Source organism: Streptomyces albicerus (assembly GCF_008905045.1).
GTDB classification, from domain to species: domain Bacteria; phylum Actinomycetota; class Actinomycetes; order Streptomycetales; family Streptomycetaceae; genus Streptomyces; species Streptomyces albicerus.
Genome location: NZ_VWMY01000019.1, coordinates 1 through 22,260, shown reverse-complemented (window position 1 = coordinate 22,260; position 22,260 = coordinate 1). Strand labels below are relative to the sequence as shown.

Here is a 22,260-nt window from a genome sequence, read left to right as displayed (position 1 = left end):
CGATGTCACATCCGGGCCTGCTCGCCCCGTCGCACAGGCATGACGACGAACCAGAGCATCCTCCTGGCGGGTGCGAGCGGCGTCCTCGGCCGGCACATCGCCCACGCCCTGACCGAGACGGGCCACAAGGTGACGGGCCTGGGCCGAGGCCCCGCGAACGGGATCCAGGCCGACCTGATGGACCGCGACGCCCTGCTGCGCGCCGTCGAAGGGCAGCACTTCGACGCGGTCGTGCACGCCGCCACCGCCCTTCGCAAGCCGCCCATGCGCCACCGCGACATGCACGCCACCAACGCGCTGCGCATCGACGGCACCGCCCATCTCGTCGAGGCCGCGCGGGCGACCGGCGCACGGCGGTTCATCGCCGAGTCGATGGTCTTCGGCTACGGATACGGCGATCACGGCACGCGCACCCTCACCGAGGACGACACCTTCGGCCCGCGCGGCACGACGACCGAGCTGGAGCGGCACATCGCAGCCATGCGCGTCAAGGAACAACTGACCTTCGAGGCCGAGGACTTGGACGGTATCGCCCTGCGCTTCGGCCTCTTCTACGGCCCCGGCGGCACCGACGCCCTCCTGGCGCTGCTCCGCAAGCGGCAACTGCCCGTCCCCGACGACCACGGCCGCGTCCTGCCGTGGATCGAACTCACCGACGCGGCCCGCGCGGTCGCCGCGGCCGTCGAACACGGCCGCCCGGGGCAGGCGTACAACATCGCCGACAGCACCCCGCTGGGCTTCGGCAGCCATGTCCGCGCCGCGGCCGAGCAGTTCGGGCTGCCGAAGCCGATGACCGTACCCCTATGGCTCATGAGACCGATGTCGTACGCCCACACGATGATGTCGACGACACTGCGGGTCTCCTCGGCGAAAGCGGAACGGGAACTGGGCTGGACACCCGCGTATCCGGCCGCCCGCGACGGGCTCGCCGCCATGCGAGCCTCTCTGCGAGGTTGAACGCGGGCCGAACGGACCGGCACATGGGGCCGGTCGGCCCAACGCGGTCCCGATACCCGGACCGGGACCTGCTCGCACACGGGGTGCGCCGCGGGGACGAAGCTCACAGGTCGAGCTGGTACTCCACCGCCTTGTGCGTCGGCAGATAGCCGAGCGTGTCATTGATGCCGCGCATGTGCGTGTTGCTGTCAGCGGTGTCGGTGAGCAGGCCGCCGAGTTCGGGGTGGCGCTCGCGGGCCCGACGGATGGACTCCGCCTTCAGCCAGAGGCCGAGACCGTGGCCGCGATGCTCGGGCAGCACACCGGTCCCGTAGTGCTGCGCGTCGCCCCGGCCGTTGCCGGGGACGACCAGCTCGGAGAAGCCGACGACCGACCCGTCCGCCGTGTCCACCACGGCGACGGTGTGCAGCAGTTCGCCCCGCTTGGCGATCGCCTCGGCGGCGGACAGCACCCGGTCCACGTCCCAGGCGACCGTGCCGTAGTCGGTCCCGTCCATCGGCATGTCGTCCATGGCCCGGCGCGATTCGGCGAAGGTCCGGGCGAGGTCGGGCGGCACCGTGCCCTCCCACTGGATCAACCGGTAGCCCTCATGGGGCTGTTGGACGATCTCGTCGATCCGCTTGAGGTCGGCGTCGGCCAGTGGCAGCCGGGCATACGTCAGTGCCAGCACCCTGCGGAAGCCGCGTGCCGCCAGGAAGAGATCCCCGGGGGAACCGTTCTCGGCCTGGGCGAGGAGAGAGCGGCGCCGGTCGTCGCGCGCCGCCGCGACGGCCGTCTCCAGCAGACGCGTGCCGACACCTCGCCGCCGCTCGGTCCGATGCACGGCGATCTCCAGCTCGGCGAGATGCTCCTGCCCCGCCTTGGCGAACAGCCGCAGAAAGGCGGACGCGACCGGCGCCCCCTCGTCGTCGGACGCGAGCCAGGCCAAGCGGCGGCTCGACGCGGCGGGTTGGGGGTCGGTGAGCGCGGTGATTCGGTGCGACAAGGTGTCTCCGTCACGGTTGGGATGCGAGGTGCGAGGTGAAACTCGCAGACGCTAGCCGTGACGGAGAACCACCTGCAACAGGTTTTCGTGCGGTGACGTGCCGAACGGCTGACGGCTGACACATCGCGGAGCCCTCACGTGCCGTGCCCCGTGACCTGTCGTCGTCAGCGGCGGCCCGCCTTCGACCGGTCCAGCCCCGCGACACCGAGCGCCGCGAGCCCGATCTGGATCAGCCACTCGACCCAGTCCACCCCGTCGGTGTCGGCCACGTCGAACGCGTTCGCGATCACCGAGCCTATGAGCGCGGCCACGATACCGACCGCGATCGTCCACAGAATGCCGATGCGCTGACGGCCCGGAACCACGAGCCGGCCCAGCACACCGATGATGATGCCGATCACGATGGCACTGATGATGCCCGAGATCTCCATCTCAGCCCCTCTTCGTCATACTCCTTACTGCTATGAGTGCCCCCTGAAGATGAGTGCAGTCCGGCTCGGCTCCCCTTACCTGGCGCCGTCCCGCCCCCGCCCCGGTCCGAAGGGCTACGCGATGCCGTCGGTGAGGCTCCACGTCCGCAGGGCGATCTCCCGCCCCCGTGACGTACGCAGGACGGGCTCGTCGTCGGTGAGCGTGAAACCGGTGGCCCGGGCGACGGCGGCGCTGGCCGTGTTGGCCTCCTCGATGCACAGCACCACGCGCCGCGCTCCCGTGTGGCGCACGGCGTAGGAGGAGAGGAGACGCACAGCCCGGGAGGCCAGGCCGCGGCCCCGGTAGGCGGCTCCGACACCGTAGGCGATCTCTACGTCCCGCTCGTCGGTCTTGTTGCGGAACAGGAGTACCTCACCCTGGGGCCGGACACCGTCCGTGGTGATCGCGAGCTGTACCTTGCGCCCCTCCGCCCGTGCCTCACGGGCCTCGGTGAGGTAGACCTGAGCGGCCATCGTGTCGAACGGCGAGGCCACCGGTGTCCAGCGGGCGATCTCCGGGTCGTCGTACAGCTCGACCAGGGCGGGAATGTCGTCCTCGGACCATTCGCGCAGGTGGATTCCTTCTCCTTCGAGCCGCAGGTGCGCAGGCAGGGCGAGTGTCAACGGGCTGTCCATGAGGCGATCCTGCCCCGAGCGCGGGCGGGCGGCCAAGGGCGCTGTGAGCGTCACTCACCGCACGCCGGAGCGACCCAGGTCGGCGAGTTCCTGGGCGGGGGCGGCCGCGCAGCGCACGGCCTCGCGGATCACCGTCACCGGATCGTCCTGGTGGTAGATCCTCTCGGACGGTTCGATGCCGTCGAGGAACTCCTGGTAGCGCACCGCGTACGCGAGATGGGCGAGCGGTTCGGCGATCGCCAGGGCACGCGCCGGATCGCTGTCCGGGACCTGCTCCAGCCATGCGTCGGCCCAGGCACGGGCGGTACTGGCGCGCAGGGCCTCGGGAAGGAAGGACAGAACGCGCAGACCGTCCAGGACCGGGTTGCCCCAGTGCGCGTCGGCGAAGTCGACCACCGTCGGCGGTCCGCCGTCGCTGCGCCAGTTGCCGGGATGGAAGTCGCCGTGCACGACCGTGTCCGGCAGACCGCACTCGTCGAGCAGCCGCCAACGGTCCGTCAACTCCCGTGTGATGCCCAGCTCCTGGGCGGTGAGCTCGCCGGAAACAGGACCGTCGAGCAACTCAAGGACCCGTTCTGGGAAGACGGACGTACGACGGTCGGGGAGGCTGGAAGGCCGTTCTTCGGGCCGTACGGCGAGGGCTGCCTGCGCGGCGACGAAGCGGTGGACTCCGGAGGCGGCGGTCTCCGCCGACGCCTGCCAGCAGTCCTCGCCGGGGATGTGCTCCATCAGGACGCGTCGGTCGGCGGAGCCGAGGACCGTCGGGACCAGCCCCGGATCGACGCGGGCGAACGCGGCGATGACCTCCGCCTCGTCCGACGCGAAGTGCGGCGTGGCCTTGAGCCAGACCGGTCCCCGGTCGGTGGGCAGCCGGAAGAGCCCGGCCAGGTTCCAGGTGCGGCGCTGCTCGACCGGCCCGGTCATGGGCCGCCCACCCGCGGCGAGTGTGTCCGCCGACCAGTCGAGCAGCTCCCGAAGCCCGTCGACGCGCGCCCACGACGCCCGCAGCGGCTCGTGCCCGTTCAACAGCCCGGGGTCCGCGGGGAGCTGGAGGAGGACACGAGGGCGCTCCAACGCCTCGACGTGGTACGTCACATGACCGTCCCGCCCACCCTCCCCACCGTCCACGGACAGCAGACGCAACACCAATACCCGTACGCCAAGGGCCTGTTGGAGTCGCTGGACGACCGGTTCGACCTCGGCCCACCACGGCACGTCGACGGCGAAGGGGCCGGCGACACCGAGGAAGTCCTCACCCGACGTCACCCACGCGCTGAAAGTTCGGCTCACCGCGACAGTGTGAGCGAGCCGACCGCGTGCGGCCAGCGAATATTGTGCCGGGGCCGGATGACGGGTCAGACAGTGACGAGTACTCGCGACAGAAGTGGTGTCTCTTGGACGGTGAGTCGGTCCTCGCCGGTGGCTTCATCAACCCGGTCGTCCCGGTCGTCCCGGTCGTCCGGGTCGGACAGATGGCGCGGCGCCCGCCCTCGGCGCGCTCCGGCTTCGCACGCGGCAGGAGCGCCCAGGGTGACTCGGCGATGGTCGGTCTCCGTGACCGGGGTGTGGTCGGCGAGGTGCGCCGCGCTCATCGGTGAGTGGCCGCGCAGCGGCGGGAGTTGGCCGGCTGGGGCCGCCCGCACAAGCCCCGGATGCGGGCGGCCTCGGCCGGTGAATCAGGCGGGGCTTCCCGGCGCGACCGGCGCTTGGAGGTCACCGGAGTGCTGTATGTCCGGTGTCGCGTTGTCCGACGCGTCCGACGTGCCTGGGTTCGGCTGGTCCGTGTTGTCCGGCTGCGAGGCCGCGTCCGGGTCCGGTGCGGGGGTGTCCTCGACCCAGGAGGTCAGCTGTCCGTCGGGCTGGAGGGTGACGTGCAGACCGTTGTTCTCGCCGTACGCGGCCGAGCCCTTGGCGACGAGAGTGTCGATCTTCGTGCCGCCCGTGTAGACATCGGCCTCGTAGTGGCCGGCCGAGAGCTTGTAGACCTTGGCCGTCGAGGTGTTGTCGGCCAGCGTCGCGGAGGCGACCAGGGTGCGCTTGACGACCGGCTTCGGCTTGGGCTTCGGCTTGGCCTTCTCGACCCATGAGGTGACCTTGCCGGTCGGCTGGAGGGTGACGTGCAGACCGTTGTTCTGGCCGTACGCCGCCTTGCCGGCCGCGACGAGCGTCCCGTACTTGACGCCCTTGGCCGAGATCTCGGCCTGGTAGCGGTTCTTGCCGGTCTTGTAGACCTTCGCCCGGGAGACCTTGTCCGCGAGCTTCACCGTCTTTACGTAGACCCGCTTCGCCTTCGAATGGGCGACGCCGTGCGACGCCAGGGCGACTGTCTCCGTCGTCGGCGCGGAGAGGGCGAGGGCGCCGGAGGCTGACAGTCCCAGGGCGGCCGACAGTCCCAGCGTGGCGGTGACGCCGGTGGCGACGAGAGCGGTACGCAGAGCGTGCGGAGTGCGCATGGCGGTGCTGTTCCTTCGGAGGGGAGGGGGCCGGGGGAGGCGCCGTCCGTTCGGTGACGACGCATTCGACGTTACGGACCGTGCATCAAGGTTTCCCATAGGCCATGTAACAGGCATCCTGCGCATTGCGTACGAAAGCATTGATAATTTGCAGCTCAACAACCCCGCCTTGTCTCCTCGGGCTCCTTGGCGATTGACATGCAAGCAATTGCCTGCATAACGTTGAGTGTGCGATCAGAGGAGGAAGCGAACCGGTGACAGAGCCAGAGCCACAGCCGGACAGGGACCCGGAAACGGACCAGGTCTTCAAGGCGCTGGCCGACGGGACGCGCAGACGGCTGCTCGACAGGCTGCACGAGCACAACGGGCAGACGCTGGGGGAGTTGTGCGAGCGCATCGACATGACCCGCCAGTCGGTGACGCAGCACCTGGCCGTCCTGGAGGCCGCCAACCTGGTCAGCACGGTGCGGCGGGGGCGGGAAAAGCTGCACTACCTCAACCCCGTACCGCTTCACGAGATCCAGGAGCGGTGGATCGACAAGTTCGAGCGCCCGCGCCTGCGCGCGCTCAGTGCACTCAAGCGACGAGCCGAGGAAGACATGACCGACAAGCCGACATTCGTGTATGTCACCTACATCGCCAGCACGCCCGAGAAGGTCTGGGACGCGCTCACCGACGCCGACCTCACCGCCACCTACTGGGGCCACAGCAACGTCTCCGAGGACTGGCGCCCCGGCTCCCGGTGGGAGCACCGCCGTACGGACGGGTCTGGCATCGCCGACGTGGTCGGTGCCGTCGTGGAGAGCGAGCGGCCCACCCGGCTGGTGACCACCTGGGCCGCGCCCGAGGACGAGGGCCAGGAGGACAAGTACTCCCGAGTCACCTACGACATCCAGCCGCACGGCGGGATCGTCCGGCTGACCGTCACGCACGAGGACCTGGCCGACGAGACGGAGAAGGCGGAGGTGTCCTCCGGCTGGCCGGCCGTCCTGGCCAACCTGAAGTCGCTCCTCGAGACCGGCAGCCCGCTGCCTCAGGAGCCGTGGCTGGTGCCGGAACGCTGAGTCCCCGCACCCGTGCGTCGGCCGGCCCGCGACGTGAGCGCGCGGACCGGCCGGCGGTCCTCATCCGTTACAGACGTCCTGCTACGTCTGTGGTGTGCTCTTGCTCTTCGCGGACGTGGCCGCGCAGACGAACCCCAGCACCACGGCGAGAGCGCCGATGATGATGTTGTTCACGACGACACCCGCGTCCGGGCTCTCGCCGACGATCCACGGCGAGATGATCAGCCACGTACCCATGGCGCACATGGCCCAGCTCAGGCCGTACATTCGCGTCGGGGTGGTGGTGAATCCGAGTGCCAGCACGCCTATCGCGATGCCCATGATGAGGTTGTGGGTCACGAGTGCGGGCTGGCTTGTCGTGTAGTGGAGAATCCACGGGGAGGTGGCGCAGTACAGACCGAGCAGGAACACCGGTCCGTCCACGAGCGCCACATCGCGACCACCGACCATGCGGGCGTAACGATCCCGCATTTCGGTTACATCAGGGTGGCTGGTGATGTCGCCCCTGGTGTGTGAGACGTCGGCCATGACTCGTCTCCTTTGTTCTCTGCAGGCCCAACCGCTCTGGTGCGGTATGCGGTAAGCGCCGCGTATATACATTCTGCGCTTATTTCTTCTTTATGTGTAGAGGTCGGCGGGTCGGCAGGGGCGGGAGTGGCCGGCCGCCGGACCCATAGCGACGCTCAGTGTCTATTCGGTGACTCGCCGACATCCTGCCTGGCAAGCTGACCGTGCGGCTCCGTGGCGCGGTCGCTCCGCGCCCCGGAAAATCGCTGTACGCCGCTGCCTCCCGGGTGATGACCTTGTGCGAGCCGCCCGGCTCGCACAACGAAGCGCGCGCGGAGGCAAGGGAGGGGGACTGCTGTGACCACCACGAACATCCTGCTGTCCGGCATCGTCGGCTCCACCGCCTACGGCCTGGCCCACGAAGGCTCGGACGTGGACCGGCTCGGCATGTTCGCCGCCCCCACCGAAGACCTCCACGGCCTGCACCGGCCGAAGGAGTCCCACGTCACGACCGCCCCCGACAGCACGCTCCACGAAGCGGCCAAGTGGTGCCGACTCGCCCTGAGCGGCAACCCCACGGTCATGGAACTGGTGTGGCTGCCCGACGAGTTGTACGAGGTCCGCACACCGCTCGGCGACGAACTGATCGGCCTGCGCACGACGTTGCTCTCCGCGAAGCGGGTCCGTGACGCCTATCTCGGTTACGCCACCCAGCAGTTCAAGCGGCTCTACGACCGCGGTGACGGCTCCTTCTCCGCCGACACCCGCAAGCGGAGCGCCAAGCACGCACGCCATCTGCGCCGGCTGTGCCATCAGGGCTACGAGCTGTACGCCACCGGACGCGTCAGCATCCGCGTCGAGGACCCGGAGGAGTACCACCGCTTCGGCGAACAGGTGGCAGCCGACGCGATGGCCGCGCTGCCCCTGCTCAAGCGGTACGAGGCGGCCTTCGACGAGACACGCAGCGTCCTGCCGGAAGAGCCCGACGAGGCGCCCGTCGAGGCGTGGCTGCGCAGGGTCCGGGCGCACTACTACACATACGCGTCGGCAGGAGGGCGGCCGTGACCGCCACCGGGCAGACGGCTGGAAGGAGCCGTCCGGGCGGTAGAAGAATTCCCGTGGTGTCGTGATGTCCGGTGTCGATCCGGCGGTCTCTCCTTCGTGTAGGTAGTGAGAGACCGGCACGACGCCCCAGGAGGACACCTCATGAAGTACTACCTGTTCAGTGTGATGCAGCCGGTGGGGGAGCCGCCCGAGCCCGCTGTGCTGGCGGAGATCGGTCGCAACCTCGACACCTTCCACCAGGAGCTGCGGGCCGCCGGAGCGTGGGTCTTCGCCGGGGGACTGCACGGACCGGACTCGGCCACCGTGCTGCGGCCGGACGACGGCGACGTCCTGATCACCGACGGCCCGTACACGGAGAGCAAGGAGTGCCTCGGCGGAATCTGCCTGATCAAGGCACCGGACCTCGACGCGGCGCTCGAATGGGGCCGCAAGGCGGCACTGGCGACCACCCTGCCCATCGAGGTGCGGCCCTTCATGGGCGAGGCCGAGGACTGACGCAGGCCGCCGCTGCCGCGTGGGGAGGACGAAGACCGATGGAGACCACCGCCGCCGCGGAGATCGAGAAGGTGTTCCGCGCGGAGTACGGCCGCGCGGTCGCCGTCCTCGTCCGCTTCCTCGGCGACATCGACCTCGCCGAGGAAGCGGTCCAGGAGGCGTTCACGACGGCCCTGCGGCGCTGGCCGGAGGAGGGCGTGCCCCCGAGCCCGGCCGGCTGGATCATCACGACCGCCCGCAACCGGGCGATCGACCGGCTGCGCCGCGAGTCGTCGCGTGCCGACCGGCACGCCGAGGCCGCCCTGCTGTACGCCCCCGACGACGCGCCCGCCGAGGAGGGACCCGTGCGCGACGACCGGCTCCGCCTGATCTTCACATGCTGCCACCCCGCGCTCGCCACCCAGGCCCAGGTGGCGCTGACCCTGCGGCTCCTCGGCGGCCTGACCACGGCACAGATCGCGCGCGCCTTCCTCGTGCCGGAACTCACCATGGCCCAGCGCCTCGTACGGGCCAAGGCCAAGATCCGCGATGCCCGCATCCCGTACCGGATCCCGCGCGACGCCGACCTCCCGGACCGTCTGCGGGGTGTGCTGGCCGTCGTCTACCTGATCTTCAACGAGGGGTACGGAGGCCGGGAGGACCTGTGCGCGGAGGCCGTACGCCTCGGCCGTCTGCTGACCGACCTGATGCCGGACGAACCGGAGGCCACCGGCCTGCTCGCGCTCATGCTCCTCGTCGAGGCACGACGCCCCGCCCGCGAGACGCCGGACGGCGAACTGGTCGTGCTGGCCGAGCAGGACCGCAGCCGATGGAACCGCGACCTGATCACCGAGGGCCAGACCCTCGTACGCCGCTGTCTGCGCCGCAACCGACCGGGGCCCTACCAGATCCAGGCCGCCATCAACGCGGTGCACAGCGACGCGCCGACCGCCGAAGCCACCGACTGGGCCCAGATCCGCCAGCTCTACGACCAGCTGACCGCACTCGCCCCGAGCCCGGTGGTCGCCCTCAATCGCGCGGTCGCCGTCGCCGAGACCGAGGGGCCGAAGACGGCCCTCGCCCTCCTCGAAGCGCTCGACCTGGACGGCTATCACGCGTTCCACGCCGTCCGGGCCGACCTCCTGCGCCGCCTGGGCCGCGACACGGAAGCGGTACGTGCCTACGAAGCGGCCATCGCGCTCACCGAGAACACGGCGGAGCGGGCCTACCTGGAACGCCGCCGCAAGGCACTCGTACGAAGGTGAGACCGCGAGCCCGGCCCAGTGACCGGCCGTACCCTCACAGCCCTCACACGCTGAGCGCCTCCCGCACCGCCCGCTCGGCCTCCTGGCCCCCCTCCCCGGACGACGTGACCCGTCCGGCCTCCAGGACGTAGTACCGCTGTGCCGCCCGCATCGCGAAGCCGACGTGCTGCTCGACCAGGAGCACGGAGAGCCCGCCGCGGGCGGCCAGCGCGAGGATCGTCTCTTCGATCTCGGCCACGACCGAGGGCTGGATACCCTCGGTCGGCTCGTCCAGGAGAAGAATCCGAGGGTCCGTCACCAGGGCGCGGGCGATGGCGAGTTGCTGCCGCTGGCCGCCCGAGAGCAGTCCCGCCCGCCGGTTCGACAGGGTCCGCAGGGCCGGGAACAGGTCCAGCGCCTCGGCGATCGCCGCCTTGCCGCGCCTCCGGCCGTCCGCGACCAGTTGGAGGTTCTCCGCCGTCGTGAGATGGGGGAAGGCCTGCTGGCCCTGTGGCACGTACGCCATGCCGTGCGTCACGCGCTCGTGGGGCTTGCGACGCGTGATGTCCTCGCCGTCGAGACGAATCGCGCCGCTCGACGGGGTGAGCAGTCCGACGGCCGCTCGCAGCAGCGTGCTCTTGCCCGCGCCGTTGTGCCCGAGCACCGCGGCGACGCCGTCGTCCGGTACCTCGACGGAGACTCCGTGCAGGACAAGGCTGCGGTGGTAGCCGACCCGGATGTCGTCGATCTCCAGCTTCATGTCCGCCTCACGCCTCCGGCTCGGCCAGTATCAACTCGGCGTCCTGGACGGCCGCATGCCCGAGGTACACCGCCTGCACCTTGGGGTCCGCCTGCACCTCGGTCACCGTCCCCTCGCTCAGCACCTTGCCCGCGTGCAGCACGCTCACGCTGCGCGCGAAGGACCGCATGAAGTCCATGTCGTGCTCGATGACGACCACGGTCCGATCCTCGCTGATGCGCTCCAACAGCTCGCCCGTGGCCTGCCGTTCGTCGTGGCTCATCCCGGCGACCGGCTCGTCGAGCAGCAGCAGCCGTACGTCCTGCACGAGCAGCATGCCGATCTCCAGCCACTGCTTCTGCCCGTGGGCGAGCGTCCCGGCGGGGCTGTCGGCCAACTCCGCGAGCCCGACCGTTTCCAGGGCGCGCCCGACGGACTCCGGGACGCCCTTGCGGCGCCGCAGCATCGTGAGCATGCCGCGCCCGGCGCCGGCCGCGATGTCCAGGTTCTGCAGGACCGTCAACTCCTCGAAGACGGTGGCTGTTTGGAACGTACGGCCGATCCCCGACCGGGCGATGTTGTGCACGCTCCGCCCTAGCAGCTCGTCACCTCCGAAGAGCACGGAACCCTCCGCCTTCACCAGGCCGGTGACGGCGTCGACGAGTGTCGTCTTGCCCGCGCCGTTGGGCCCGATGAGGAAACGCAGATCGCCGGGCCGCACGTCGAGGTCCACACCGTCGACGGCGGTGAACCCGTCGAAGGACACCCGCAGTTGGCGTATCTCAAGGCCTGACAGCTCACTCATGCTGCTTCTCCAAGAGGAAGGGCGGGTGACGGTTCTCCGCCGGCGCGCGCCGCCCTGCGCCGCCGTACGATCCCCACCAGCGAGGCGAGACCGCCCGGCAGGAACGCCAGGGCCACGATGAACAGCAGCCCCTGGAAGTACGTCCAGGCCGCCGGGAACTCCTCCGAAAGGGCCGTCTTCGCCCAAGCGACGCCAACGGCGCCGAGCACGGCGCCCACCAGGCTCGCCCGGCCGCCGACCGCGGCGCCGATGACGAACTCGATCGACGGCACGATGCCGATCATCGCGGGGGAGATGATGCCGACCGCGGGCACGAACAGGGCGCCCGCGAGCCCGGCCATGCCGGCCGCCACGACGTACGCGACGAGCTTCACGTTCGCCGGGTTGTAGCCGAGGAAGCGCACCCGCTCCTCCGAGTCCCGTACGGCGACGAGGAGTTCGCCGTACCGGCTGTGGATCAGCTGCCGGGCGAGGGCGATCAGGAGCAGCAGGGCCGCGGCGATGACGAAGTACACCATCCGCTGGTTGACCGGATCGTTGAGGTCGTAGCCGAAGAAGCCCTGGATGTCGGTGAGTCCGTTGGTGCCGCCGGTCGTGGCCTGCTGGCCGATCAGCCAGATCGCGAAGGCCGCTGTGAGCGCCTGGCTGAGGATCGCGAAGTACGCGCCCTTGACCCGCCGGCGGAAGATGAACGAGCCGAGGATCGCGGCGACGGCCATCGGCAGCAGCACGGTCGCGGCGAGGGCGAACAGCGGGTTCTCGAACGGCCGCCACCACCACGGGAGTTCGGTGGCGGTGCCGTACAACTGCATGAAGTCGGGCAGGTTGCCCGGACCCGCGTCGGCGATCTTCAGGTGCATCGCCATGGCGTAGCCGCCGAGCCCGAAGAACACGCCCTGCCCGAGCGTGAGCAGTCCGCCACGGCCCCAGGCCAGACAGATGCCGACGGCGACCATCGCGGTGCACAGGTACTTGGCGAGCAGCCCCAGCCGGAAGTCGGAGAGCGCCAGCGGGGCAAGGGCGAACAGGGCCACGGCGGCCGCGGCGAATCCGGCCGCGGCCCGGGCCGAACATCCCTTGAGAACAGGCGACTTGACCACCCACTCTGCGACGACGGTGGTTCCTTTGGGTGCGGTGGGTTCGGTCATACGAGGCTCCGTGTGCGCAGCGTGTACAGCCCCTGGGGCCGCCACTGGAGGAACGCGACGATCGCCACGAGGACGAGCACCTTCGCGACGCTGACGGTGGTCGAGTACTCGAGGACGGACTGCAGGACGCCCAGCACGAAGGCGACGATCACCGTTCCCTTGAGCTGCCCGATGCCGCCGACCACGATCACCAGGAACGCGTCGATGATGATGTTGGTGCCCATCGTGGGACCGATCGGACCCACCAGCGTCAGCGCGACGCCCGCGACTCCGGCGAGCCCGGACCCGATGAAGAACGCGGTCCGGTCCACGCGTTCGGTGGAGATGCCGGACACCTCGGCCAGATCGCGGTTCTGCACGACGCCCCGGATCCGGCGACCCAGCGAGGTCATCCGCAGGGTCAGCGACAGCGCGACGACGGCCGCGATCGCCAACCCCAGAATGAACAGGCGGCTGTTGGCGAAGGTCAGCGGATCGTCGCCGCCGATGATGGTGATGTTCCCGGTGAGCAGGTCGGGCGCGCGCGTCTGCACGTTCGGCGCGCCGAAGATGTCCCGGGCGAGCTGTTGGAGCATCAGCGAGACACCCCAGGTCACGAGCAAGGTGTCGAGCGGGCGCAGATACAGGCGGCGGATGAGCAGCCACTCCAGCAGCGCGCCGAGTGCGCCCGCCACCAGAAAGGCGACGGGCAGCGCCACGAGCAGCGACAGGCCCGCGCCGGAGATGGACTTCTGCAGGACGTACGTCGTGTAGGCGCCGGCCATGATGAACTCGCCGTGGGCCATGTTGATGACGTTCATCTGGCCGAAGGTGAGGGAGAGACCGAGCGCGATGAGCAGCAGGACGGCACCGATGCTGATGCCGGTGAAGGTCTGACCGAGGATCACGGTCATGCGGCGGCTCCGGGGAGGCGGGACGCGGGGCCGACCCTCGTTGCCGAGAAGGCCGGCCCCTGCGTGACGGTCGGTCAGGAGAGGCCGGAGGCCCAGGAGTAGCCCTTCAGGTACGGGTCCGGCTTGATCGCCTTGCCGGAGTCCCACACCTGCTCGATCAGCCCGTCGGAGCCGATCTTGCCGATCCGGGCCGTCTTGTAGATGTGCTGGCTCGCGCCGTCGACGGTGACCTTGCCCTCGGGAGCGTCGAAGGTGATGCCGTCCGAGGCCGCCTTCACCTTCTCCGGGTCGAAGGACTTGGCCTTCTCGACCATCGCCTTCCACAGGTAGACCGAGGTGTACGCGGCCTCCATCGGGTCACTGGTCGGCTTGTCCTGGCCGTACTTGGCCTTGTACGCCTTCACGAACTCGGTGTTCGCCTCGCCCGTGGTCGTCTGGTAGTAGTTCCAGGCCGTCAACTGGCCGGCCAGGTACTGCGATCCGATCGACTTGACCTCTTCCTCGGCGATCGACACCGAGACGACCGGCATGCTCTTGGCGGTCAGGCCCGCGGACTTGTACTCCTTGAAGAAGGCCACGTTCGAGTCGCCGTTGAGGGTGTTGAAGACCGCGTCGGCCTTCGACGCCTTCACCTTGTTGGCGATCGTGCTGAACTCCGTGGACCCCAGCGGCGCGTAGTCCTCGCCGAGCACCTTCATGCCATTGGCCTTCGCGTACGCCTTGATGATCTTGTTGGCGGTGCGCGGGAAGACATAGTCGCTGCCGACGAGGTAAATGCTCTTCTTGCCCTCGCTCTTGAGGTAGTCGAGCGCCGGGACGATCTGCTGGTTGGTGGTGGCACCCGTGTAGAAGATGTACGGAGACTCCTCGAGTCCCTCGTACTGCACGGGATAGAACAGCAGGGACTTGTTCTTCTCGAATACGGGCTTCACGGCCTTGCGGCTCGCCGAGGTCCAGCAGCCGAAGGTGGCCACGACCCGGTCCTCCTTGATGAGCTTGTTGGCCTTCTCGGCGAACGTCGGCCAGTCGGAGGCGCCGTCCTCACTGATCGGTTTGATCTTCTTGCCGAGCACTCCGCCCGAGGCGTTGATCTCCTCGATCGCCAGTTTCAGCGAGTCGCGTACGGTCACCTCGCTGATCGCCATGGTGCCGGACAGCGAGTTGAGCAGGCCGACCTTGACGGTGTCGCCGCTCGTGTCCGCCTTCGCGGCCTTGTCGGACGAGCCGCCCGCGGCGTCGGTCTTGGCGCCGCACGCGGAGAGCGCGACGACGGCGGCGAGCGCGGCGGCGCCCGCCGTCACCCGGCGTCGGGAAAACCTGGACCCCTTGAAACTGCTGAATCCGCTGGAACCGCTGGACAAATGAACCCCCTCGGGCTGGGAGGACGACCTCCTCCTGAAGTGCGGTCCACAGCCTCAAGTCATCCTGTTTCCACGGCGTTTCGCGATACTTTCCCGGCGGTATCTTCCGGCTCTCAGCGGGCAACAAAAAATGCCCGGGGCGGAATTCTGTCCATGAATTCACAGTTCGCCCGAGGCATTCTAATTACTTCCTGTAGGAAGTATCTTCGCGGGAGCGGGAACATGTCAAGGCCGGGTTTCGTGAAGATCCAGCTGGGTCACGACGTCGAAGTCCACACCGTCCGCCCGTGCCAGATAGATCCGCTGGCGCACGTGGCTGCCGCGCAGGTGAAGCAGCCCGCGCGGGCCCTCGTAGGAGACGGAGTCCGCCGCCGCGCCGATCGCGGAGACATCGAGGGTCCTGGCCCGGTCGATGAGCGCGGCGAGCAACAGCACGCCCTCGTAGCAGGATTCGCCGAGGCTGCCGAGGACCGGCGCCTCGACTCCGTACCGCCCGGCGTACTGGCCGTGGAAGTCGAGCGTGTCCTGATTGGCGAGGGAGGCGAAGAACCCGGCCGTGCTGTAGAGGCCGGCGGTGGCCGTGGGGCCACTGGCCATCAGCATGTTCTCGTCCATCAGGGTGCTCAGTCGCAGACACCGCTCGTCGAGGCCGGAGGCGGCGAACGCCCGATTGAAGCGCACCGCGTCACTGCCCACGAGCAGCATCAGCACGGCGTCCGCCTCCGACCGTTCGATCCGCCGCAGCACCGCGTCGAAGTCATGGGTGCCGAGCGGTAGATACGCCTCCGCCCGGATATCGCCGCCCGACTCGCGCGCATACCGGTGTGCCGCCCTGGCCGTACGGCGCGGCCACACATAGTCGTTGCCCACGACGAACCAGCGGCGCACCCGGTGCTCACGGGCCAACAGGCGCATGGCGGGCCGCAGTTGGTCGTCCGGAGTCTCGCTGGTGAGGAAGACCCCTGCCGTGTGCTCGCCACCCTCGTACAGCGCCGTATACACGTAGGGCACCCGATGGGCGATCCGCGGGGCCAGCGCCTGGCGTACGGACGAGATGTGCCAGCCGGTGACGCCCTGCACGATGCCGAGGTCCACCAGTGCCTCGACGTTCTCGGCGATCTGCCGCGGGTCGGCGCCGCCGTCGACCGGCAGCAGCCGCAGCTCCTTGCCGAGCACCCCGCCCGAGCGGTTGACCTCCTCCGCGGCGAGCCGCGCGCACAACTCGCAGGTGGGCCCGAAGATTCCTGCGGCGCCCTGCATGGGAAACACCAGCGCCACGCTGACGACCGAGTCGTCGGCCGTGAACCAGTCGAGCGGATGCGGGTCGAGCCGGACCATGAGGGCATGATTCCGGGAACGCCCGGTGAACTCCAATCCGTCTCGGGGTGCGGTCCGCGCGTGCGGCGGCAGATCTCGGGATGCGGGGCGCGCCTGCGGCGGCAGTTGTGGGAGATCCTTGTGGGAAGCGGGACTTGTACGATGTCCTGACCCCCGGGAACGAGGAGAAGGATGCCGACCCCACCTCCGCGTCGGTCTCAGGACCTCATGCATCTCCTGGCGCGGGCCGAGCGACTGGCCGCGCGCCGGCTCCAGGCCGCCCTGGAGGAGCACGACTGCTCGCTCGACGCCTGGCGCGTACTCTCCCTGCTCTCCGACGGCGCGGGCCACCCGATGACGGCGGTCGCCGAAGCGGCGTTCCTGCCACCCGCGACCCTCACCAAGCTGGTCGACCACCTCGTCGACCAGAACCTGGTCTACCGGCGCGTCGACCCCCTCGACCGGCGACGCATCCTCGCCCACCTCACCCCGCGCGGCGAGACCTACTGGCGTCGCGTCGACCGCGAGGTCCGCACCCAGTGGCCCGTCCTGAGCGAGGGCGACGACGATCTCCTGCGCGGACTGCTGCACCGGCTGGTGGACACGCTCGACGGGGCGTCGGCGGAATCCTCCGTGTGAGTGATCGCGGAGTTCTCGGCCTGATACGAGGCCCACGGGCAAGGATGTCGCGCGGCGCGGAATTCGTGATGCCGTATAAATGGTTGGCATATACATCGAGCTTGCGGCTCGATGCACCGTACGCGGGCGACCAGCCCGCCCCGACCAGCGAGGCACCGTGAACCAGCCCACCCCCGAGCAGCCCGCCGACGTCGTGGCCAGGCTGCGCGCCACCTTCCGCTCCGGCCGCACCAAGCCCGTCGAGTGGCGCACGACCCAGCTGCACCGCCTGCGCGAGATGCTCACCTCACACGGCGAGGACCTCGCCGCGGCCCTCCGTGCCGACCTGGGCAAGAGCTACACCGAGGCCTTCCGCACGGAGATCAACTTCGTCGTACGGGAGATCGACCACACCCTGGAGCACCTCGACGGCTGGCTGCGCCCCGAGCCCGCTCCCGTCCCCGCGCACCTCGGCGACGACGCGACGGCCTGGACCCAGTACGACCCCCTCGGCGTCGTCCTGGTCATCGCCCCCTGGAACTACCCTGCGCAGCTCCTGCTCGCGCCGATGGTCGGTGCGCTCGCCGCGGGCAACGCGGTGGTCGCCAAGCCCAGCGAGCTGGCTCCGGCCACCTCCGCGATCCTTGCGCGGCTACTGCCGCGGTACCTCGACAGCGACGCGGTCGCCGTCGTCGAGGGAGGCATCCCCGAGACCACGGCCCTGCTCGCCGAGCGCTTCGACCACATCTTCTACACGGGCAACGGCACCGTCGGCCGCATCGTCATGACAGCCGCCGCGCAGCACCTCACGCCGGTCACCCTCGAACTCGGCGGCAAGTCCCCGGCGTTCGTCGACCGGGATGCCGCCCTGTCCGTCGTCGCCGACCGGCTCGCCCGCGGCAAGTTCCTCAACGCCGGGCAGACCTGCGTCGCGCCCGACTACGTACTGACCGACCCGGAGACGGCCCGCGCCCTGGAGCCCGCACTGGCCAAGGCTGTCGAGACGCTGTACGGATCCGACGCGGCGACCTCCGCCGAGTACGGCCGGATCGTCAACGAGCGGCACTTCGACCGGCTCAGCGGGCTGCTCGGCTCCGGCCGTGTCGTGGTCGGCGGCGACAGCGACCGCGCCACGAAGTACATCGCGCCGACCGTCCTGGCCGACGTCGACCCCGCTTCGCCGGTCATGCGAGAGGAGATCTTCGGCCCGGTCCTGCCGATCGTGACGGTGTCCGGCCTGGACGAGGCCGTCGACTTCATCAACGACCGCGACAAGCCGCTCGCCCTGTACGTCTTCACCGAGTCGGACACCACCCGGCAGCGCCTGGCCGCCGAAACGTCCTCCGGCGGCCTCGGCTTCGGCATGCCGCTCGCTCATCTCACCGTCTCCGACCTGCCGTTCGGCGGGGTCGGCGAGAGCGGCATGGGCAACTACCACGGCCGCTACTCGATCGAGACGTTCAGCCACCGCAAGGCGGTGCTGGAGAAGCCGCTGAGCTGAACCGGGCGCCCCGCACAGGATTCCTGGACTACGCACAGGCTTCGCGTGTCGTCGCCGGACTGGCCGTCCCGCGCCCGCCTGCGCGACAGGAGGCACCCGTCAAGGCACTGCTCCAGGATCTCCCGGTCCGGGCACGGCAGCTCGCTTCTCGACGTGCCGGTGACGGTTTGTCAGCGGCCCACCAGCAGCAGGCCATGGAAAACACTGCCGGGAACCGGCAATGCGTGGGCGTGGTCCGGCCGTGCACCATGGCTCGCGGGGAGCACAACGGAAGGTTCCGGTGCCGGACACCGGTGGGTGTTCGCGCCGGGGCCGGAAGGGTTGTGCGCCGTCCGGTGCGCACCGCGTGCAGGAGGGGGGCTGGGACATGCGGACGTTTCTCGTGGCCGCAACCGGCCTGCCCACCATCCTGTTCACGGCCGCCCTTGTCGTGGTCGTGTGCTTTTGGCTTCTGGTCGCTGTCGGGGTCGCCGGGACCGACAGCTTCAACACCGACGTGGAGCTGGACACCTGGGGCATGGGAGGGGTGCCGGTGACGGTCGCGTTCTCGCTGCTGACGGCACTCGCCTGGCTCTTCGGCCTGGGCGCGGCGATCCTGCTGGGCGCGTTCGTTCCCGAAGGGATCACTGGAGGTCTGCTGCGCCTGGCGACGCCGTTCGGGGCGCTGCTCGCCGCCTGGGGGCTGACCCGCCTGTTCGTACGGCCGCTGCACCGCCTCTTCCGCGATGAACCCGCGCCGCCCCGGCCCGCGGAGACCGACCCCGGCCACCTAGTGCCCAAGCCCACGGCCCGCCACCCGGCCCGTGGGGCCTCAGCCCCCGGAGGGAAGTGAGGTGCCCGGACCGCCGTCACTTGGTGTTGATCGTTCCCGTAGCACTCAGCAGTTCGTGGAGCAGGTGCGAGGCGGTGATCACACCCAGCAGGTGCGTGCCGTCCTTGGCCCGCTCCGCCACCGCCACCAGTGGGCTGCGCACCTGTGCCATCAGTGCGGCCACCTCGAGCGCGGTGTCGTCGGGGTCGGCGATCGGCGGCGGGGTCGCCTTGCTGGAGAGGCAGTCGCCGACGCGGCGCCCGGCCAGCGCCTGGCAGAGCCGGTCGGCGTGCTTCTCGTCGACGACCGCGGCGAGCGTGGGGTCCTCGATCACGTAGGCGGGTACCAGCACCTTGATCATTTGGGAGGCGGGCAGGATCGCCTTCGGCTCGCCCTGCTCGTCGAGCACCAGCAGTCCGGGCAGCTTGTGTTCGGCCATGAGCCGGGCTGCTTCCAGGGCGTCGGTGTCGACGCTCACCGTTTCGTATCCGACCGCCAGGTCACGTGCGCGCACGACCGGCTCCTCATCTGCTGGAAACGTTCCTGTCCTCAGCGTCGTATGCATTCGGGACGCGGGCCAGGTCATTGACACGAAACTTACGCCGCGTCTCCCGCGGGTGCCGTGAGACGACCGCCATGCAGGTGTGCGCCGGGCTGGTGACGAGGCCGGAGCGAGTGAAGGCACGATCACACTGCCCGTCATGTCCTGGTCACGTGAGGGCGAAGTAGCGCAGCCATACGTATCCGGCGGAGATGGCCACCGTGATGGCGGTGACGACGAGGCCGTACTTGGTGAACTGCCAGNGAGGGCGAAGTAGCGCAGCCATACGTATCCGGCGGAGATGGCCACCGTGATGGCGGTGACGACGAGGCCGTACTTGGTGAACTGCCAGAAGGAGATGGGCTGGCGGTTGCGCTCGGCGATGCCGAGGACCACGACGTTCGCGGAGGCGCCGATGGCGGTGGCGTTGCCGCCGAGGTCGGCGCCGATGGCGAGGGCCCACCACATGACGTGGTCGCCGGAGCCGCCCATCGCCTCGACAAGGTCGCTGGTGATCGGGGCCATGGTGGCGACGTAGGGGATGTTGTCGACGATGCCGGACAGCACGGCGGAGGCGTTGAGCAGCAGCATCGAGCCACCGAGTTCGTTGTCGCCGATCGCGTCGGCGAGGGCGGTGGAGACCTCGCCGATGACGCCGGTCTCGATCAGTCCGCCGATCATGATGAACAGGCCGGCGAAGAAGGCCAGGGTGGGCCATTCGACCTCGCCGAGTACTTCGCCGGTCTCCGCGGTGGAGACGGCGATGAGCAGGCCCGCGCCCAATAGGGCGACCACGCTCGGCTCGTAGTGCAGGACCGGGTGGAGCACGAAGCCGACGACGACCAGGGTGAGTACCACGAGGCCCTGGACGAGCATCCGCGGGTGCTTGATGGCCTCGCGCTCCTCCAGCGCCATGATCTCCTCGGCGCGCGCCTCGTCGTAGACGAACGTCTTGCGGAACAGGAAGCGGCACAGCGCGATCAGCACCACGATCAACACCGCGGACAGCGGGGCGAGATGGACCAGGAAGTCGTTGAAGGTGAGCCCGGCCCGGCTGGCGATGATGATGTTCGGCGGGTCGCCGACCAGAGTCGCCATGCCACCGACGTTGGAGGCGAAGACCTCCGCGATCAGGAACGGCGCCGCCGGGAGGGCGAGACGCTCGCAGACCAGCAGCGTGACCGGGGCGATGAGCAGCACGGTGGTGACGTTGTCGAGCAGGGCCGAGGCGAGTGCGGTGATGACGATCAGCATCACCATCACGCGAAACGGTTTGGCCTTCGCCCGCTTGACGGACCAGATGGCCAGGTACTCGAACATGCCGGTCTTCTTCAGCACGCCGACGATCATCATCATGCCCATGAGCAGGAAGATGACGTTCCAGTCGACGCCGCTGTGCTCGGAGTAGAAGGCCGATTTGTCGTCGGTGGCGCCGATCGCCAGCATCAGCGCGGCGCCGCCGAGCGCGGCCGCCACGCGGTGGATCTTCTCGCTGATGATCAGGCCGTACGTCGCCACGAAGACGACGATCGCGGCCCAGCTCTGCCAGCCGTTCACAATCCTCCGATGAGTTGTTCCATGAAGTGGACGGCCGTGATGGTGCCTACCGGCCGGACCTGGTCGTCGTCTCGTACGACGACGGCGACCAGCGGACTATGTGCACGGGCCATGAGCGCGAAGGTCTGCGGCATGCCCGCGTCGGGCCTGACGACCAGCGGCCGGCAGCGGGGCCGCCGCGTCCGTGGCGTTGTCCGTGGTCACGAACGGGTTGGACTCGGCAAGTTCACGCGCCGACATGGCCGGTCTCCTTGGTGGGGCGGGCGGTGTCCTGGTCCTGGCGGGCGGCGGGCACGTCGGCCAGGTCGTCGACGTGGAACAGGCGGGCGATCGGCACGTCGGTGCTGCTGTGCGCGATGATCGAGACGGCGATGCAGACGGCGATGAGGGTGAACGCTTCCTCGCCTTGGGGGATCCCGGCCTGCAGCACCAGCAGCCCGTACACCACCGAGGCGAAGCCCTTCGGCCCGAACCAGGCGGCGACCAGCTTTTCCTGACGGGTGAACCGGGTGCCGATCAGCGAGAGCAGCAGCGAGGCCGGGCGGATCAGGACGATGGCGAGGACGACGACGATGTAGCCGCCCACCGACAGGTCCCCGAAGAGCTGCGGGGTGAGCAGCGCGCCGAACACCAGCAGCGCCGCGAACTTCGCCAGCTCGGCCAGCGCCTCGCCCAGCGGCTCGAACGCCGTCTTCGCCTCCGGGGAGTAGGCGGTGAGGACCGCGCCCGCGGAGAACGCGGCAAGGTAGGGGTTGGCGTGGGTGAGGTGGCACACGGCGTACAGGGTCACGCCGATCGCCAGCGGCAGCAGTGGCTGCAGCTTGGGCTCGGCGCCCAGCAGCCGGAAGCGTACGAGGCCGATCACGGCCAGCGGCAGCACGATGCCGAAGACCATGCCGAGGACCAGTTCCAGCCCGATCTTCGGCAGGGAGGCCTCGGCGTGTCCGGAGGTGGGTCCGGCCGCGGCGATGAAGATCAGGACGACTGGCAGGGCGAGCCCGTCGTTGATGCCGCTCTCCACGTTCAGCAGCTGCCGCAGTTTCGCGGGGACTTCCTTGCGGCCCACGATCGCGGAGGCGAACACCGGGTCGGTCGGGGCCAGGACCGCGCCGAC

Annotated in this window: 23 protein-coding genes and 1 pseudogene; 9 read left to right on the top strand and 15 right to left on the bottom strand. The window is 69.4% G+C overall.

The genetic code is table 11. The features are described 5' to 3' along the window. Positions 1-39: 39 nt before the first annotated feature. Positions 40-957 carry an NAD-dependent epimerase/dehydratase family protein gene (locus tag GAS53_RS18345; RefSeq protein WP_151478705.1) on the top strand — a complete coding sequence of 306 codons (918 nt, stop codon included), beginning with the start codon at positions 40-42 and terminating at the stop codon, positions 955-957. A gap of 103 nt (positions 958-1,060) precedes the next feature. Here GAS53_RS18345 and GAS53_RS18340 read toward each other — a convergent pair whose 3' ends face one another. From GAS53_RS18340 to GAS53_RS18325, 4 genes are all read right to left on the bottom strand, one after another. Further along, complete coding sequence (locus GAS53_RS18340) at positions 1,061-1,942, bottom strand: GNAT family N-acetyltransferase (RefSeq protein WP_151478704.1); 882 nt, start codon at positions 1,940-1,942, stop codon at positions 1,061-1,063. 164 nt (positions 1,943-2,106) lie between these two features. Next, positions 2,107-2,373 carry a GlsB/YeaQ/YmgE family stress response membrane protein gene (locus GAS53_RS18335; protein WP_151478703.1) on the bottom strand — a complete coding sequence of 89 codons (267 nt, stop codon included), beginning with the start codon at positions 2,371-2,373 and terminating at the stop codon, positions 2,107-2,109. Positions 2,374-2,487: 114 nt separating this feature from the next. Beyond that, a complete protein-coding gene (locus tag GAS53_RS18330) occupies positions 2,488-3,048 on the bottom strand; it encodes a GNAT family N-acetyltransferase (protein ID WP_151478702.1) in 561 nt (186 codons plus the stop codon). A gap of 54 nt (positions 3,049-3,102) precedes the next feature. After that, complete coding sequence (locus tag GAS53_RS18325; RefSeq protein ID WP_225858975.1) at positions 3,103-4,338, bottom strand: aminoglycoside phosphotransferase family protein; 1,236 nt, start codon at positions 4,336-4,338, stop codon at positions 3,103-3,105. A gap of 104 nt (positions 4,339-4,442) precedes the next feature. Between GAS53_RS18325 and GAS53_RS18320 the strand changes: the two genes are divergently transcribed. After that, positions 4,443-4,646 carry a hypothetical protein gene (locus tag GAS53_RS18320; protein WP_151478701.1) on the top strand — a complete coding sequence of 68 codons (204 nt, stop codon included), beginning with the start codon at positions 4,443-4,445 and terminating at the stop codon, positions 4,644-4,646. A 78-nt stretch (positions 4,647-4,724) separates the two neighbouring features. Here GAS53_RS18320 and GAS53_RS18315 read toward each other — a convergent pair whose 3' ends face one another. Beyond that, positions 4,725-5,501 (bottom strand): hypothetical protein, encoded by a 777-nt coding sequence (locus GAS53_RS18315; protein WP_151478700.1) that lies wholly within the window; start codon positions 5,499-5,501, stop codon positions 4,725-4,727. Positions 5,502-5,755: 254 nt separating this feature from the next. Between GAS53_RS18315 and GAS53_RS18310 the strand changes: the two genes are divergently transcribed. After that, a complete protein-coding gene (locus GAS53_RS18310; protein WP_151478699.1) occupies positions 5,756-6,565 on the top strand; it encodes an ArsR/SmtB family transcription factor in 810 nt (269 codons plus the stop codon). A gap of 81 nt (positions 6,566-6,646) precedes the next feature. Here the strand turns inward: GAS53_RS18310 and GAS53_RS18305 are convergent, their stop codons facing one another. Beyond that, complete coding sequence (locus GAS53_RS18305; protein WP_151478698.1) at positions 6,647-7,093, bottom strand: SPW repeat protein; 447 nt, start codon at positions 7,091-7,093, stop codon at positions 6,647-6,649. A gap of 336 nt (positions 7,094-7,429) precedes the next feature. On the opposite strand from GAS53_RS18305, the gene GAS53_RS18300 reads away from it, so the two are divergent. The 3 genes from GAS53_RS18300 to GAS53_RS18290 all read left to right on the top strand — a co-directional run bounded on the left by GAS53_RS18300 (position 7,430) and on the right by GAS53_RS18290 (position 9,876). After that, the gene (locus tag GAS53_RS18300) at positions 7,430-8,137 is read left to right on the top strand and encodes a nucleotidyltransferase domain-containing protein (RefSeq protein WP_151478697.1); all 708 of its coding nucleotides are present in this window, start codon (positions 7,430-7,432) and stop codon (positions 8,135-8,137) included. 141 nt (positions 8,138-8,278) lie between these two features. Next, entirely contained in the window at positions 8,279-8,632 is a 354-nt protein-coding gene (locus GAS53_RS18295) for a YciI family protein (RefSeq protein WP_151478696.1), read from the top strand. Between the two features lie 38 nt (positions 8,633-8,670). Further along, on the top strand, positions 8,671-9,876 hold the full coding sequence (locus GAS53_RS18290) for an RNA polymerase sigma factor (protein ID WP_151478695.1): 1,206 nt from the start codon (positions 8,671-8,673) through the stop codon (positions 9,874-9,876). Positions 9,877-9,919: 43 nt separating this feature from the next. Here the strand turns inward: GAS53_RS18290 and urtE are convergent, their stop codons facing one another. The 6 genes from urtE to GAS53_RS18260 form a co-directional block, all read right to left on the bottom strand. Next, positions 9,920-10,615: an urea ABC transporter ATP-binding subunit UrtE gene (gene urtE, locus GAS53_RS18285; protein WP_151478694.1), complete on the bottom strand. Its 696-nt coding sequence runs from the start codon at positions 10,613-10,615 to the stop codon at positions 9,920-9,922. Positions 10,616-10,622: 7 nt separating this feature from the next. Then, positions 10,623-11,399, bottom strand: coding sequence for an urea ABC transporter ATP-binding protein UrtD (gene urtD / locus GAS53_RS18280; RefSeq protein ID WP_151478693.1), 777 nt, complete (start codon positions 11,397-11,399; stop codon positions 10,623-10,625). Further along, positions 11,396-12,547, bottom strand: a complete 1,152-nt coding sequence (urtC, locus tag GAS53_RS18275; RefSeq protein WP_151478692.1) for an urea ABC transporter permease subunit UrtC — start codon at positions 12,545-12,547, stop codon at positions 11,396-11,398. Before urtC ends, urtD begins: the two co-directional genes overlap by 4 nt. After that, positions 12,544-13,440: an urea ABC transporter permease subunit UrtB gene (gene urtB / locus GAS53_RS18270; protein WP_151478691.1), complete on the bottom strand. Its 897-nt coding sequence runs from the start codon at positions 13,438-13,440 to the stop codon at positions 12,544-12,546. The genes urtC and urtB overlap by 4 nt, the downstream gene beginning before the upstream one ends. Before the next feature lie 74 nt (positions 13,441-13,514). Further along, positions 13,515-14,741: an urea ABC transporter substrate-binding protein gene (gene urtA, locus GAS53_RS18265; protein ID WP_151478690.1), complete on the bottom strand. Its 1,227-nt coding sequence runs from the start codon at positions 14,739-14,741 to the stop codon at positions 13,515-13,517. A 285-nt stretch (positions 14,742-15,026) separates the two neighbouring features. Further along, entirely contained in the window at positions 15,027-16,139 is a 1,113-nt protein-coding gene (locus GAS53_RS18260) for a substrate-binding domain-containing protein (protein WP_151478689.1), read from the bottom strand. 207 nt (positions 16,140-16,346) lie between these two features. Here GAS53_RS18260 and GAS53_RS18255 point away from each other — a divergent pair, with 207 nt between their 5' ends. From GAS53_RS18255 to GAS53_RS18245, 3 genes are all read left to right on the top strand, one after another. Then, positions 16,347-16,757 (top strand): MarR family winged helix-turn-helix transcriptional regulator, encoded by a 411-nt coding sequence (locus GAS53_RS18255; RefSeq protein WP_225858974.1) that lies wholly within the window; start codon positions 16,347-16,349, stop codon positions 16,755-16,757. A 79-nt stretch (positions 16,758-16,836) separates the two neighbouring features. Further along, positions 16,837-18,237 carry an aldehyde dehydrogenase family protein gene (locus GAS53_RS18250; RefSeq protein WP_151478687.1) on the top strand — a complete coding sequence of 467 codons (1,401 nt, stop codon included), beginning with the start codon at positions 16,837-16,839 and terminating at the stop codon, positions 18,235-18,237. 367 nt (positions 18,238-18,604) lie between these two features. Next, positions 18,605-19,069, top strand: a complete 465-nt coding sequence (locus GAS53_RS18245) for a hypothetical protein (protein ID WP_192583162.1) — start codon at positions 18,605-18,607, stop codon at positions 19,067-19,069. A gap of 16 nt (positions 19,070-19,085) precedes the next feature. Here GAS53_RS18245 and GAS53_RS56355 read toward each other — a convergent pair whose 3' ends face one another. The 3 genes and pseudogenes from GAS53_RS56355 to GAS53_RS18230 all read right to left on the bottom strand — a co-directional run. Next, complete coding sequence (locus tag GAS53_RS56355) at positions 19,086-19,562, bottom strand: CBS domain-containing protein (protein ID WP_225858986.1); 477 nt, start codon at positions 19,560-19,562, stop codon at positions 19,086-19,088. Between the two features lie 291 nt (positions 19,563-19,853). Then, positions 19,854-21,146: pseudogene (locus GAS53_RS56350) on the bottom strand (SLC13 family permease); the annotation flags it as partial. Between the two features lie 226 nt (positions 21,147-21,372). Continuing rightward, the coding region (locus GAS53_RS18230; protein ID WP_151478684.1) for a cation:proton antiporter domain-containing protein at positions 21,373-22,260 on the bottom strand (888 nt) is incomplete at its 5' end.